This is a genomic window from Nesterenkonia sp. CL21, from assembly GCF_031705515.1.
In the GTDB taxonomy this organism is placed as follows: Bacteria; Actinomycetota; Actinomycetes; order Actinomycetales; family Micrococcaceae; genus Nesterenkonia; species Nesterenkonia aethiopica.
Genome location: NZ_JAUTWR010000001.1, coordinates 463,234 through 477,105, shown reverse-complemented (window position 1 = coordinate 477,105; position 13,872 = coordinate 463,234). Strand labels below are relative to the sequence as shown.

The window sequence follows — 13,872 nt, the reverse complement described above, 5'->3', positions numbered from 1 at the left end:
TCTGCTCGTCGGTCGGCGTCCGGTGAGGACGCCGGCGGGACAGACGGCCGGCCGGCTGGTCAGTCGAGGCCGGGCGCGGGGATCGTCCCGCCATTGAGCCGGTCGGGGCTGAACCCGCGTCCGTCGTCGGCGGCGGACTCGCTGTCCGCCTGCTGACCATTGTGCCCCGGGGTCGACTGGGTCAGGGTGTTCAACGCGCCGGAGCCGAGCAAGCCGGCAGGCGCCCCGCCGGCCTCCTCTGCGACGTCCAGGGAGGGCGCGGCCTCATCTCCCGGCTGGACCGGGGTGGAGACGAAGCTCGAGGGCCGGTCGGACGAGTCGGCGGCCTCTGCGGGACCAGTGACGGTCCCGCCGTCCAGTTCGAAGGCGCCCGCTGCCGCAGGCATGACCATGCCCAGAGAGACGGCGTTGTCAGAGAGCACCTGGGGTGACTGCAGGTGCAGGACCTGCTGCTCGAGAGCCTGGTTCTGCTGGGTGAGGAGCTGGTGCTGCTGCGTGAGTTCCACCACGCGGTACTGGGTGTTGGAGACGTGGATGTTGATCGCGAGGACGACGGCGAGGGCAGCCACCATCAGAGCGATGATGCCCGCCGTGAGACCGCGGTGGCGCCGACGCACCTTGGGCAGGGCCCGCAGCGTCGGTGCTGCGGTGCCCAGAGACGACGGCTTCTCGTCCGGTGAGGGCGTCGCTGACAGTTCCCACTCGGGAACAGCCTGTGTGCTCATCGCGTGGTCCTCCTCGCCCTGATCTTCTCAGCTGATCGCAGTTTCGCGGAGGCGGCTCGCGGGTTCTCCGCCATCTCTGTGGCATCCGGGACCTCCGCGCCCCGGGTGACCGCCCGAAACGTCGGTCGGTGTTCCTCCAGCTCCACCGGGAGGCCGGGCGGCGCGGAGGACTTCGTCCGTGCGGCGACGGCCTGCTTGACCAGCCGATCCTCCAGAGAGTGGTAGCTGAGCACCACGAGGCGACCACCGAGGTCGAGCGCGTCCATGGCTCGCGGGACCGCGTCCTCGAGGACGTCGAGCTCCCGGTTGACGGCGATGCGCAGAGCCTGGAACGTCCGCTTGGCAGGGTGTCCGCCGGTCCGCTTGCTCGCGGCGGGCACCGCGGCATCGACGACGGCGGCCAGGTCACCGGTGGTCAGGAAGGGGCGCTCGGCGCGGCGCGCGACGATGCGCCCGGCGATGCGCCCGGAGAAGCGCTCCTCGCCGTACTCCTTGAGAATCCGGCGCAGCTCCGGCTCGGGGATCCGCGCCAGGAGCTCGGCGGCGGTCTCATCCGCGGAGTCCTCGGCGGCGTCCATGCGCATGTCCAGCGGGGCATCGTAGGAATAGGCGAACCCACGATCGGCCTCGTCCAGCTGCAGGGAGGAGACGCCGAGGTCGAACAGGATCCCGGCGAGACCCTCGTCGGAGCTCAGCTGCTCGCGGGCGACCTCGTCCGCACGGTCGTAGACGGTACGGACGCCGCGGAACCGGTCGCCGTGGACAGCCAGGCGGTCACCGGCCAGCGCAAGCGCCTCGGTGTCGCGATCGAGACCGATGACCCGGACGTCCTCGTCGGCCGCCAGGAGCGCCTCGGTGTGCCCGCCCATGCCCAGCGTCGCGTCGATGACCACGGGCCGACGGCCGGCGGCACGGACCGCAGCCACGCCGCCGAGCAGCAGCTCGATGCAGCGGTCGCGCAGGACCGGGACGTGCCGGTCGCCGGTGGCCCGCTCAGCCATGTTCGCCTCCAGATGCCGGAGAGGATCCTTGATCCAGCTCCCCCTCCGCGCCGAGGCCGCCTGACACCGGGGAAGAGATGTCAGGATGCCTTCGGAGCGGCTGGAGAACTCGCCCAAGGACCCTCTCGCCTGTTCGTCGTTTCGCACGGTGTTCGGTCCGCTGCGGCGCCTTCGGGACGCCGTGCACCTGGACCGTGCTCCTAGAAGATTCCGGGGATCGCCTCCTCGTCGGTCGACGAGAACTCGGACTCCTTCTCCTCCAGGTAGGAGTTCCATGCCGCGCTGTCCCAGATCTCGGCACGGTCCCCCGCACCGATCACCGTGACATCACGATCGAGTCCCGCGTACTCCCGCAGCGCCGCCGGGATCGTGATGCGGCCCTGCTTGTCCGGAGCCTCGTCCGAAGCTCCGGAGAGGAACACGCGGATGTAGTCACGTGCCTGCCGAGAGGTCAGTGGGGCCTGTCGCATCTGCCGGTGCACGTTCTGGAACTCGTCCGTGCTGAACACGTAGATGCACCGCTCCTGCCCGCGGGTGAGGACCAGGCCGTCGGCCAGCTCGTCACGGTATTTCGCGGGCAGGATCAGACGACCCTTCTCGTCCATGCGCGGGGTGTAGGTGCCGAGGAACACAGCGCCCACCGCCTCACATGTCCGTGCAGTCTCGCCCTCCAGGAACCCTCTTCCCTCTGACGCCCTCCACTTTACCCCACTTTCCCCCACTTTCAACCCAATCGCCCCCACGCGTCGCCTCGACAACCCCCACCGACGGCGCCGAGCAGCCCATGAATCCTTCTGACCTGCAGTTTCGTGAGGATCTGAGCCGTGGGGCGCAGTGGAGGGAGGTGGAGGACCCTGTGCTCCCCGCACCTCCGCGGACGGGACGCAGCAGCCCGGACACGGGCTCGAGCCGGCATCTGACGCCCCGGAGACCACGGCGCGGGGGTCCTGAGACCGCGACAGTGGAGGAAAGGTGGAGGAAAGTGGAGGAGGACGGCGAAGAGCGCCGGTCACCGGGACGGGACACGGCGGATCGCGACCATGCACGAGCAGCGCAGGTCACCCAGGGCATGATCCAGTGCCACCCAGCACCTCGTTCACCCACGGACTCATTCACCCACGGGCTCATTCACCCAGGGCCTCGTTCACCCAGGGCCCCGATCACCTCGCGCGTCTTCCACCCCGCCGCGTGGCCCGCAGGCACAGGAAAGCCCTCCCGGGAGAGTTCCCAGGAGGGCTTGCGATATCACAGCCATCTCACGCGACGCCGCCGAACGGGGCACCGTCCCGCGCGCCATGTGCCTTCACACGGTGAGCTGCGGAGGTCGCGGAGTCGCTCGGATCAGCCGCTGTCCCGCGGGACGGTCGCTCACGCCTCACTCACGGCCGACGCCGTGGCGACGGCACGCGACCGGTGACGCGGCGTCATTCCTGACGACGCCGCTCTTCCCAGCGCTGCTCGAGGCCGCTCATGAACGAGCCCGACGGGCTCGGAGTCGTGCCGCGGGGGCCGCCTCCGCCTCCCCCGCCGCCGTCGCCGCCGGAACCGCCGCGGGATGACCCGCCACTGTTGGCCCCACCGGTGGTCGCGAAATAGACACCCGCACCCATGACGAGGAATCCGACGACGCCGACCGGAATCCACTGGCTGTAGATGCTGAAGAGCAGGACGACGAGACCCAGCACGGCCACGAGAAGGCCCAGCACCAGGTTCCGGATGTTCACCTTCCCGGTGGGGACTTCCTGCATCGAGGTCGCGAAGCTGGGATCCTCAGACTGGAGCTGCTCCTCCAGTTCCTTCAGCATGCGCTGTTCTCGCTCCGAGAGTGGCATCGTGAGGCTCCTTGCAGTCGCCGGCGGTCGCTGTCCCTGGACGTCCTTCTTCGCCCAGCGTCCAAGCTGGTTCGCCTGGAATCTCATTCTACCGTCTCGCCACGCCCGAGACCTAGCTGTGATCCGCCCCGTGACCGTGCTGTGACCGTCCGTCCAGCGGGCGTTCAGACTCGCTCCCCTCCCAGGTCGGAGCGGGTGCGAACCTGAGCGGCTGCTGCACCGCGGCGCCGAGGGCCTTCGCGTCGCACACGGCCCAGAGGTGCCGCTGAGAGGCTGTCACACCGCCGCCGGGCCGGCTCAGCAGGGATCACTCCGTGCCCGCGTCACGGCCGCTCGGTGTGCCCTGGCTGGTCCCCTCCTCGCTGCCGCGCCCCTCGGGACGCAGCAGCGAGGCAGGACCCACGGCGGCTCCCGGAAACCGCCGCGCCACCGCATCCAGGACGTTCTCCGCATCGATCCAGTTGGTCTCCGCGCGGTCGAAGCTGAGCTGCAGCGCACCCCCTTCGCGGCTGAGCCGCTCAGCCCGCACACCGATGAGCCGGACCGGCTGGGGGCGGGCTCCCAGACGATCCAGAAGGCCCGCAGCCCGGGTACGGATGGTCAGCGCCGACTGCGTCGGGTGGGTCAGTGTGGTGCTGCGAGTCAGAGTCTCGAAGTCGCGATACCGCAGCTTCAGGCTGACGCCCTGCGCCGACAGCCCTGCCGCGCGGAGCCGGGCCGCGATGCGATGGCTGAGCCGCAGAATCTCCTCGTGCAGCGTCTCCGTCGACGACACGTCCTCAGCGAACGTCTCCTCCGCACCGATGCTCTTCTCCTCGCGCTGAGTCTCCACCTCCCGTTCGTCGTCTCCCCAGGCCAGGCGTCTCAGCTGTGCGCCGGCGACGCCCAACCGCCGACGAAGCAGGTCCTCAGGCGTCTCCGCCAGCTGTCGTACGGTGGTGACCCCCAGGCCTTCCAACACTTCTGCCGTGCGTCCGCCCACTCCCCACAGCGCCCTCACAGGCAGGCTGTGCAGGAACTCCAGGCGCCGCGCCGGCGGCACCACAAGCATTCCGTCCGGCTTGGCCCTGGTGGAGGCGATCTTGGCGATGAACTTGCGGTCCGCGATGCCGACCGTGCAAGGGAGCCCGAAGATCTCCCGGATCTCTCGACGAATCCGGGCTCCGATCTCCGCCGGAGACCCCAGTCGCCGTCGGGCGCCGGTGAGGTCCAGGAAGGCTTCGTCGACGCTGAGCTGCTCCACCGTGTCCGTCACCGTAGAGAAGTACGTCATGATCTCCTGGGAGATCTCACGGTAACGGGACTGATGCGGGGCCAGCACCAGCGCCTGCGGGCTGAGCTGCCTTGCTCGGGCCAGCGGCATTGCGGAGCGGACACCGTCGGCGCGGGCCTCGTAGGAGGCCGAGAGCACGACCGAGCGTCCAGAGTCCTGGGCCACGATGAGCTTGCGGCCGCGCAGCTCAGGGCGATCCAGCAGCTCCACCTCGACGAAGTAGGCGTCCATGTCGACATGGGCCAGGACCCGGGGCGTCCGCTCCGGCTGCCGGGTGCGCTGTGCCTGCATGCTCCCAGAGTACTCAGGTCCTCCGACACGTGACGCCCGTCGCCTCACCCGCTCCGCCGCCCCACAGCTCCCGCCCCCAGCCGAGTCCCCGACAGCGCACCGGCCGCCTCCCGACAGACCCTGGCAGAACTCGGCGGACCGGATAGGCTGGCATCCGCCGCGCCGGCCACCCGGCGTCCCCGGCCCCATCGCCCCACCACCAGGAGGTCTCCCGCGTGCGGACTTCGGACTTCATCGCCCACGTCACCGCCTGCGTCGCCGCCCAGCTGAGCTCCCACAGGTCCGAGGTGGCCGCCATCGCTCCGGAGGCCGCCCCGCTGGCCGACTCCCTGGAGGCGATGGCACGCGGCGGCAAACGACTCCGCCCCGTGCTGGCGTGGTTGGGATGGCGGGCCGCCGGCGGTGACGCGGCCTCCCACCCGGCGCTGGACAGCCTCTGTGTGTCCTTGGAGCTCTTCCAGGCGGCCGCCCTCGTCCATGACGACGTCATCGACCGCTCCGACACGCGCCGGGGACTGCCCAGCACGCATCGCCGGTTCGAGACCCTGCACCGCGACGAGCGTCTGGCCGGGGACGAGGGGCACTTCGGCACCGCGGCCGCCATCCTCACCGGCGATCTGGCGCTGTCCTGGGCAGGTGAGTCCTTCGCCGGGGCACTCGTCGAGGCCACGACGCTCCACGGCGCCGAGGAACCTCTGCACGCGGCGCGCCGGAGCTTCCAGCAGATGCACACACAGGTGATCTCCGGCCAGTACCTCGATGTCCTGGCCGAAGTGGCCGGGCCCGCCCCCGATGAGGCCCAGGCGATCGACCGAGCTCGCCGGGTCGTGCGTTACAAGGCGGCCCGGTACTCGACCGAGCACCCCGTCGTCCTGGGCTCGGCGCTGGCTGGTGCGCCTGAGGCCCTGCGCAGCGGTCTGGCCGCCGCCGCGCTGCCCGTGGGCGAGGCGTTCCAGCTGCGCGACGACCTGCTCGGCGTCTTCGGCGATCCCGAGACCACCGGAAAGCCCGTGGGAGACGATCTCCGTGAGGGCAAACGGACCGAGCTCATCGCCTACGGCCTCTTCCGCTCCTCCGCGGACGACGCGGCCGAGCTGGAGACCATGCTCGGTGACCCTGAGCTCTCCGCGGACGCCGTGGCCAGGGCACGGGAGATCCTCACCGCCTCGGGCGCCGTCGCCGAGGTGGAGCGCACCATCGACAGCCTGCTGGAGACCAGCGCCGCAGAGGTCACCAGGCTGCGAGGTGCCGGCGTCGCCGAGGACGTGCTCGACGACTTCCAGGAGGTCAGCGACCGACTGGTGCGGCGCAACCGATGAGCACCGCCGGGACTTCGCTAGGCTGGACCCAGTGAGCACCGAACAGTCGGATCCGTGGATCGGCACCACCGTCGACGGACGTTACGAGATCGAAGACCGGGTGGCCCGCGGCGGCATGTCCACGGTCTATCTGGCGCGCGACGCCCGCCTGGGCCGTCACGTCGCCCTCAAGGTGCTCTTCCCGCACATGGCGGAGGACCGCAAGGTCGTCGAGCGCTTCGAACAGGAGGCTCGCAACGCTGCCCTGATCTCGCATCCGAACGTCGTCCAGGTCCTGGACCAGGGCCAGACCCGAGAGACCGCCTACCTGGTCATGGAGCACGTCCCCGGAGCGACGCTGCGGACGCTGCTCAAACGCGGCCCCATGACTCCTCGGCTGGCACTGACCTACGCGGAAGCCATCCTGCAGGGCCTCGGCGCCGCCCACCGGGCGGGGCTGGTGCACCGCGACATCAAACCGGAGAACGTGCTCGTCTCCCGCGACGGACGGATCAAACTCGCCGACTTCGGGCTCGCCCGGGCCGCCACCCACCACTCGGGCACCAGCACGCTCATGGGCACAGTCGCCTACATCTCCCCCGAGCTCCTCTCCGGGGAGGGCGCCGACGAACGGGCGGACATCTACGCCGTGGGGATCCTGCTCTATGAGATGCTCACCGGCGTGCAGCCCTACACCGGGGACTCCCCGGTCCGGGTGGCCTTCCAGCACGTGAACTCCACCGTCCCTGCGCCCTCATCCACGGTGCCCGGGCTCTCCTCCGCGCTGGACGAGATCGTCCGGGCGGCCACACGCCCCGCCGTCGAGGAACGGCCCAAGCATGCCGACGAGCTGCTCGCACTGGTGGTCAGGTGCCGCGAAGGACTGACCAACGAGGAGCTGGACCATCAGCCGGTCGGCGCAGACCACCCCGCCGAAGAGCTGCGCCCGGGGGCCGATCCCGCCGGCACGGCGGTCATCCCCGGGGCCGAGGGATCTGCGCTCCCCTCCGCACCGGGCGAGGGGGCCGAGACTCGGACGGGATCGGACGCTTCACCGACGGACGCCGGCGCAGGCCCCACTCCCCAGGATCCTGACGCCACCGTCGCGCTCAGCGCCCAGGAGGAGTTCCCCACCCGCGTGGAATCGGACGCTTGGGACGACGACGTGGCCGCAGCCCTGCTGCATGCCCGCTCCGGTGCCACCCTCGATGAGGACGAACGACAGACCGTGGCCGAGGTTCCCACCGAGGCCTTCCGCCTGCCGGAGGCCACCGGCGAGGGCGACGTAGGCACTGAGGACCTCTCGGGCGCCGGCCAGGACGGTGAGCAGGCCCTCGCCTCCGGCCCGCAGGACGAGGCGACGTCGGTGATGTCGCCGGTACGGCCCACCTCCTCCGGCCACGGGCCGGCCGAGCCGACGTCGGAGTTCTCCGCGGTCGGCGCTCCACGGCCCGTTCGAGACCCGGAGGCGGGGGACGCCGATCACGAGGACGGGACCTTCGCGCGTGGACCGGCCACCTGGCTGCGTCGACGCACGGAGTCGTCCGGCGATGATCGGCGCAGACGCCAGCGACCGCTGGTGGACCTGGACCGGCCGACGCCCACACGCACCTGGCTGACGATCGCCGTGATCATGATCTGCGGTGCTCTGCTGGTGCTCTTCGCCTGGTATCTGGGGCTCAGTCCGGACCTGATCCCCAGCCTCGGAGACGGCGACGCCCCCGAGCCCTCGGCGCTGCTGGCCGAGCTGCTCCGGGGCGACTGAGACGCCCGGCCCGCCCACACGGGCAGGCCGGGCGAGGTGGCGACGGCAGGGATCAGATCACTTCACCTGGGTGAGCGCCTCCGCCACCAGGAAGGCCATCTCAAGGGACTGCTTGTGGTTCAGTCGGGGGTCGCACAGCGACTCGTAGCGAGAGTCGAAGGCCGACTCGTCGATGATGTCCGAACCGCCGAGACACTCGGCGACGTCGTCACCGGTCATCTCCACGTGCAGGCCACCGGGGTAGGTGCCCAGGGAGCGATGCACCTCGAAGAAGCCGCGGACCTCGTCCATGACATCGTCGAACTGCCGCGTCTTGTAGCCGTTCTTGGCGGTGATGGTGTTGCCGTGCATCGGGTCGGTGACCCAGACGACCTTCGCCCCCGAGTCCCGGACGGCCTCGACCAGCGGCGGAAGCTTCTCCCGGATGTTCTTGGCCCCCATCCGCGTGATGAAGGTCAGTCGACCCGGCTCGCGCTGCGGGTCGAGCTTGTCGATCAGTGCGAGGGCGTCCTCCGGGGTGGTGCCCGGGCCCAGCTTCACACCCAGAGGGTTGTGCACTCGGGAGAGGTAGTCCACGTGTGCGCCGTCGAGCTCGCGGGTGCGCTCTCCGATCCACACGAAGTGCCCGGAGGTCACATACGGCTCGCCGGTGCGGGAGTCGATACGGGTCAGTGCGCGCTCATAGTCGAGCAGCAGCGCCTCATGGGCGGCGTAGAACTCGGTGCGCTTCAGACCGTCGAAGTCGGCCCCGCAGGCCTCCATGAACCTCACGGCGCGGTCGATCTCGCCGGCGATGGACTCATAGCGCGCGTGGGCAGGGTTCTCCATGAAGCCCTTGTTCCACTGCTGGACGGCCCGCAGGTCGGCGAATCCGCCCTCGGTGAAGGCCCGCACCAGGTTCAGCGTGGCCGCAGAGGTGTGGTAGGCCTGCACCATCCGCTTGGGGTCCGGGTGCCTGCTCTCCTCGGTGAAGTCGAACCCGTTGATGATCTCCCCACGGAAGCTCGGCAGGGTCACCTCCCCCCGGGTCTCCATGTCCGAGGAACGGGGCTTGGCGAACTGGCCGGCCATGCGGCCCATCTTCACCACGGGCAATGAAGCGCCGTACGTCAGCACCACGGCCATCTGCAGCAGAGTCTTCACCCGAGCGCTGATCTTGTCGGCGGTCGCACCCGCGAAGGTCTCGGCGCAGTCACCGCCCTGCAGGAGGAAGGCCTCGCCCTGAGCCACCTTGGCCAGCCGTCGCTTCAGCTTGTCCACCTCACCGGCGAAGACCAGCGGAGGGTTCGAAGAGAGTTCACCGACGGCGGCGTCGAAGTCCGGGTGGTCACGCCAGTCCGGCTGCTGTCTGATCGGCAGTCGGCGCCACTCGTCGAGACCCGGATAGTCGGCGGCACCGGTGTGGAGGATCTCTCCGGGCGCGGTCAACGGGGTCTGGACGGGGGTCTTCTCTGGCGTAGTAGTCACGTCACCAGCCTAGCCCGGCGTCGGCGGCCGGCCCAATGCGACCATGGGCAGTCCAGATTCTGGACTGACGCGCCACAGCCCTGGGCCGGCCGCCGCGCCCGCCGATCCCCGGGTCAGTCCTTCCGGTCGGCGGCCGCCTGGGCATACAGGTCGTCGACGACCTCCGCGTAGTCCTTCATGACGCTCGGACGCTTGATCTTCATCGACGGCGTCAGATGGCCGGACTCGATCGTGAAGTCCTCCTCCAGGAGCCGGAACGTGCGGATCGACTCCGCGCGGGAGACCGACTCGTTGGCCCGATCCACCACCGACTGGACGTGCGCAACGATCTCCTCCCGCCGGATGAGCTCTCCCATGGGCGTCTCCGGGTCGATCCCGTGCCGCTCGAGCCACTGCGGCAGCGTCTCTCCGTCCAAGGTCACCAGAGCGGCGACGAACGGTCGCCCGTCGCCGACGACGACCACCTGGGAGACGATCGCGTCCGCACGGATCTGGTCCTCCAGCTGGGCCGGGGCGACGTTCTTGCCCGCCGCCGTCACCAGGATCTCCTTCTTCCGCCCGGTGATGGTCAGGAAGCCGTCATCGTCCAGCGACCCCAGGTCGCCGGTGCGGAACCAGCCGTCCTCGGTGAAGGCCTCGTCCTTGAGCTCAGGGCGATTGCGGTAGCCGCTGAAGACGCAGACGCCCTTGCCCAGCACCTCGCCGTCGTCGGCGATCCGGACGGCACAGCCCGGCAGGGGAACTCCGACGGTGCCGATCCTGTAGTTCTCCGGCGTGTTGACCGTGATCGGGGCGGTGGTCTCGGTGAGACCGTAGCCTTCCATGATCATCACCCCGATGCCGTGGAAGAAGTGCCCCAGCCGCGCCCCGAGCGGACTTCCGCCCGAGACAGCATGCGTCACCCGCCCTCCCATCCGGGCATGCAGCTTGGAGTAGACCAGCTTGGAGAACAGCTTGTGCTTCAAGTTCAGCCCGAAGGGGACCTTGCCGGCCTGCTGAGCCTTCGACCAGTCGATCGCCGTCTGCGCCGCCTTGGTGAAGATTCCGCCCTTGCCCTCGGACTCGGCCTTCATCATCGCGGCGTTGTAGATCTTCTCGAACACGCGCGGCACGGCCAGCAGGAACGTGGGCCGGAAGGTGCCGAGGTCGTCCACCAGCTCCTTGATGTCGGCCGTATGGCCGACTCTGGTGCCTGCCGCCACGGACAGCACCGAGATGAACCGGGCGAAGACGTGGGCCAGCGGGATGAACAGCACCGTGGAGGAGTCCTTGTTGACCACGTGCCCCAACGAGTGCGTGGTCTGCAGAGACAGCTCGGTGAAGTTCCCGTGGGTGAGTTCGCAGCCCTTCGGACGGCCGGTGGTCCCGGAGGTGTAGATGATCGTGGCGAGATCGGACAGGCCCGCCCGCGAGCGCCGTCGCTCGATCTCCGCGTCCTCCACCTCGGCCCCGGCCGCCCGCAGCTGATTCAGGTCGTCGTTGTCCAGGCGGAGCACGCCGGCCGGGATCTGCAGCTTCTCCTGCGAGACCGCGCGATCGACGACCTTCTCATGGGAGGCCGAATCCACGACGACGAGGCTGACCTCGGAGTCCTCGACGATCCAGGCCACCTGCGCCGGCGAGGACGTCTCGTAGATCGGCACAGTGATGCAGCCTGCGTACCAGATCGCGAAGTCGAGCAGAGTCCACTCGTAGCGGGTCGGGGCCATGATCGCGACCCGCCCGCCCTCATCGATGCCCCGAGCGACAAGACCCTTGGCCAGGGCCACGACGTCGTCGCGGAACTCCCGGGCCGTCACGTCGGTCCATTCCCCCGGGGACAGCTGTCGCCCGAAGAGCACGTTGGTCGGGTCCTGCTCGACCTGGCGCTCCAGCAGGTCAGTGGTGTTCAGCTCCGCAGGGACCTCGATGGCCGGGGGAACGACGTTTTCCTTCACGACGGGACTCCTCTGTCTCTGTCGACGGACCGGGGCGGGCCGGGAGCTCGTTGCCTGCCCCCGACCGGTATTTCTACTAGGTAGTAACGACCTTGTGGTGCGACTCACACTAATGAGTCGACCGGGGTCCTGTCCACGTGGGCTCCGGACCCGCTGCGCGTCCGGGCCTCAGGCGTCCGACTACACCTGCGCGCCGTCGCCGGATCCGCTGCGGTGGCGCGGCATCTGCAGGAACAGGGTGACCAGGCCGGCCAGAATGACACCGATCAGCACGGGGGCCGTCCAGGACGGCATCGTCGCCGGCAGCCAGGTCAGCACCAGGAGAGCCACGAGTCCTCCGACGGCCAGCACGGCGCCGAGTACGACCCCCGGTTTGGCGCCGGCCAGCGGATTGCGTGGATTGGGCGGCCGGAAGTCGTCGATCTCCTCGAGCGCTTCGTGGTCCACGGACCAGTCGCGCGGCCCCTGGCCTGCTCGGCCCACGGGCCGGGAACCTCCTCCACGGCTGAAGATGGCACTGGGCTCGTCATCACGGTGTCGGGTCATGCGTCCTCCCCTGAGAGTGTCGGCGTCATAGGCTGGCCCGCCTCCGCCTCGCCCCGTCGCGCGGCGGCGAGGAACTCGAGCGTCAGCCGACCGACAGCGTCGGCGTCATGGTCCAGGGTGGCGACGTGGAGCGAGCGCTCCAGCACCACCTGGGTCAGGTTCCCCGGATCCATCCTGTGCACCAGAGTATCGGCTGAGGCCCGAGGAAGGACATTGTCCGTCGCCGATCTCAGCAGCAGCACCGGTGCGCGGACGAGGTCGAGCTCCCGACGAACGTGGGCGACGATCCGCCCGAGAACGGCCACGCCGCGTACGGGGGTGCGGTCATAGGCCTCCTCCACCACCCCAGGTTTGGCGATGTCGCCCGCCACGGGCGCCACTGAGGGCAGGACTCCCCCGGCCAGTCGAGCGAACCCGAGCTGCAGGGGCTTGAGCCGCAGGCAGGGATTGATGGTGACGGCCGCGAAGGGCGCGCGCCGGGCGGCCACATGCATCGCCAGCGCACCACCCATGGAGAGTCCGACGACGGCGACGTGCGACCGTCGCGCCGCCAGGCGGTCCCAGCCCGCGAGGGCAGCGCGCAGAATCTCCCCCGCAGACGTAGCATTCAGGTCCTCCCATCGCGTGCCGTGCCCCGGCAGAAGGGGCACCTCGACGGCGTACCCCGCCTCTCGGAGCACCTGGGCCACCGGCTCCATCGAGGCGGGCGTGGAGGTGAAGCCGTGGAGCAGGAGGACTCCGGGTGCGCCCGGCTCGGGCCGCTCGGGATCATCACGCGTGTGAGGCATGGCACCACAGTAGCCGCTGGTCCACGCACTACAGTGGAGCTCGGATGAGGACGGGGCCCCTGCGCGGTCCGCCCTCTCCGGTCGTCACTGCCCCTGTCCGCCCAGGAAGGACTCCTCGGCCCGTGTTCTACTACGTCGCGAAGACCTTCGCCGTCGGCCCGGCGGTCAACGCCGTCTTCCGCCCCTGGGTCAAGGGGCTGGACAACATTCCGGAGGAGGGTGCGGCGATCCTCGCCTCGAACCACCTGTCCTTCTCGGACTCCGTCTTCCTGCCGGTGAAGGTCCCCCGACCGGTGCGCTTCCTCGCCAAGAAGGACTACTTCGTCAAGCAGGGGCCCACAGGCTGGGTGACCAGGAAGTTCTTCGACATCACGGGGCAGATTCCCATGGACCGCTCCGGAGGGCGAGCCAGCCAGGACTCGCTCAACGCCGGAGAGCGCGCCCTGCGCGAGGGCGCCCTGCTGGGCATCTATCCGGAAGGTACGCGCAGCCCGGACGGACGCCTGTACCGGGGCAAGCTCGGCGTCGCCCGTCTCGCCCTGCGGACCCAGGTCCCGGTGATCCCGGTGGCGATGATCGGGACGGACAAGGTCCAGCCCATCGGCAAGAAGCTCCCGTCGATCCGCCGGGTGGGCGTGATCATCGGGGAGCCGCTGACCTTCGAGGCCTATCACGACAACGCCGAGGACCGCTTCGCCCAACGGGCGGTGACCGACGAGATCATGTATCAGATCATGCGCCTCTCCGGGCAGGAGTACGTGGACAAGTATGCGGCCGATGTGAAGCGGCGCATGGAGTCTGGGGAAGGCTGACACCAGGGCCCCCGCACCGGTCCGCGGTCTGGACGACGCCGACACGACGACGCCGGGGAGCCCCGTTGGGGCTCCCCGGCGTCGTCGCACGAGCGGCGCTCGGCGGCCGGTCATCCTCGGGCCAGACGCCCTCGGGT

General features: G+C 69.6%; 12 protein-coding genes. 3 read left to right on the top strand and 9 right to left on the bottom strand.

The genetic code is table 11. The features are described 5' to 3' along the window. Positions 1-59: 59 nt before the first annotated feature. The 5 genes from Q7C18_RS02095 to dinB form a co-directional block, all read right to left on the bottom strand. A complete protein-coding gene (locus tag Q7C18_RS02095; protein ID WP_311023916.1) occupies positions 60-725 on the bottom strand; it encodes a hypothetical protein in 666 nt (221 codons plus the stop codon). Next, positions 722-1,726, bottom strand: coding sequence for a 16S rRNA (cytosine(1402)-N(4))-methyltransferase RsmH (rsmH, locus tag Q7C18_RS02090; protein ID WP_311023914.1), 1,005 nt, complete (start codon positions 1,724-1,726; stop codon positions 722-724). Before rsmH ends, Q7C18_RS02095 begins: the two co-directional genes overlap by 4 nt. 200 nt (positions 1,727-1,926) lie before the next feature. Beyond that, positions 1,927-2,358 carry a division/cell wall cluster transcriptional repressor MraZ gene (gene mraZ, locus Q7C18_RS02085; RefSeq protein ID WP_070161768.1) on the bottom strand — a complete coding sequence of 144 codons (432 nt, stop codon included), beginning with the start codon at positions 2,356-2,358 and terminating at the stop codon, positions 1,927-1,929. A 792-nt stretch (positions 2,359-3,150) separates the two neighbouring features. Next, positions 3,151-3,558, bottom strand: coding sequence for a DUF3040 domain-containing protein (locus Q7C18_RS02080; RefSeq protein WP_085437113.1), 408 nt, complete (start codon positions 3,556-3,558; stop codon positions 3,151-3,153). 307 nt (positions 3,559-3,865) lie between these two features. Next, positions 3,866-5,122 carry a DNA polymerase IV gene (gene dinB, locus Q7C18_RS02075; protein WP_311023912.1) on the bottom strand — a complete coding sequence of 419 codons (1,257 nt, stop codon included), beginning with the start codon at positions 5,120-5,122 and terminating at the stop codon, positions 3,866-3,868. Positions 5,123-5,337: 215 nt separating this feature from the next. Here dinB and Q7C18_RS02070 point away from each other — a divergent pair, with 215 nt between their 5' ends. Next, positions 5,338-6,441 carry a polyprenyl synthetase family protein gene (locus tag Q7C18_RS02070; protein ID WP_311023911.1) on the top strand — a complete coding sequence of 368 codons (1,104 nt, stop codon included), beginning with the start codon at positions 5,338-5,340 and terminating at the stop codon, positions 6,439-6,441. Positions 6,442-6,472: 31 nt separating this feature from the next. Beyond that, entirely contained in the window at positions 6,473-8,185 is a 1,713-nt protein-coding gene (locus Q7C18_RS02065; RefSeq protein WP_311023909.1) for a protein kinase domain-containing protein, read from the top strand. A gap of 57 nt (positions 8,186-8,242) precedes the next feature. On the opposite strand, the gene Q7C18_RS02060 is transcribed toward Q7C18_RS02065, so the two are convergent. From Q7C18_RS02060 to Q7C18_RS02045, 4 genes are all read right to left on the bottom strand, one after another. Further along, a complete protein-coding gene (locus Q7C18_RS02060) occupies positions 8,243-9,613 on the bottom strand; it encodes a class II 3-deoxy-7-phosphoheptulonate synthase (protein WP_070161711.1) in 1,371 nt (456 codons plus the stop codon). A 152-nt stretch (positions 9,614-9,765) separates the two neighbouring features. Further along, complete coding sequence (locus tag Q7C18_RS02055; protein ID WP_311023907.1) at positions 9,766-11,589, bottom strand: AMP-dependent synthetase/ligase; 1,824 nt, start codon at positions 11,587-11,589, stop codon at positions 9,766-9,768. Positions 11,590-11,769: 180 nt separating this feature from the next. Then, positions 11,770-12,135 (bottom strand): hypothetical protein, encoded by a 366-nt coding sequence (locus Q7C18_RS02050; RefSeq protein WP_070161713.1) that lies wholly within the window; start codon positions 12,133-12,135, stop codon positions 11,770-11,772. Continuing rightward, complete coding sequence (locus Q7C18_RS02045; RefSeq protein WP_085437117.1) at positions 12,132-12,923, bottom strand: carboxylesterase; 792 nt, start codon at positions 12,921-12,923, stop codon at positions 12,132-12,134. Before Q7C18_RS02045 ends, Q7C18_RS02050 begins: the two co-directional genes overlap by 4 nt. 122 nt (positions 12,924-13,045) lie before the next feature. Here Q7C18_RS02045 and Q7C18_RS02040 point away from each other — a divergent pair, with 122 nt between their 5' ends. Further along, a complete protein-coding gene (locus Q7C18_RS02040) occupies positions 13,046-13,735 on the top strand; it encodes a 1-acyl-sn-glycerol-3-phosphate acyltransferase (protein WP_070161718.1) in 690 nt (229 codons plus the stop codon). Positions 13,736-13,872 lie beyond the last annotated feature (137 nt).

Coding starts and splice junctions, on each gene's coding strand:
- Q7C18_RS02095 (WP_311023916.1), bottom strand. CDS start 725: ATGAGCACACAGGCTGTTCCCGAGTGGGAACTGTCAGCGACGCCCTCA.
- rsmH (WP_311023914.1), bottom strand. CDS start 1,726: ATGGCTGAGCGGGCCACCGGCGACCGGCACGTCCCGGTCCTGCGCGAC.
- Q7C18_RS02080 (WP_085437113.1), bottom strand. CDS start 3,558: ATGCCACTCTCGGAGCGAGAACAGCGCATGCTGAAGGAACTGGAGGAG.
- dinB (WP_311023912.1), bottom strand. CDS start 5,122: ATGCAGGCACAGCGCACCCGGCAGCCGGAGCGGACGCCCCGGGTCCTG.
- Q7C18_RS02050 (WP_070161713.1), bottom strand. CDS start 12,135: ATGACCCGACACCGTGATGACGAGCCCAGTGCCATCTTCAGCCGTGGA.
- Q7C18_RS02045 (WP_085437117.1), bottom strand. CDS start 12,923: ATGCCTCACACGCGTGATGATCCCGAGCGGCCCGAGCCGGGCGCACCC.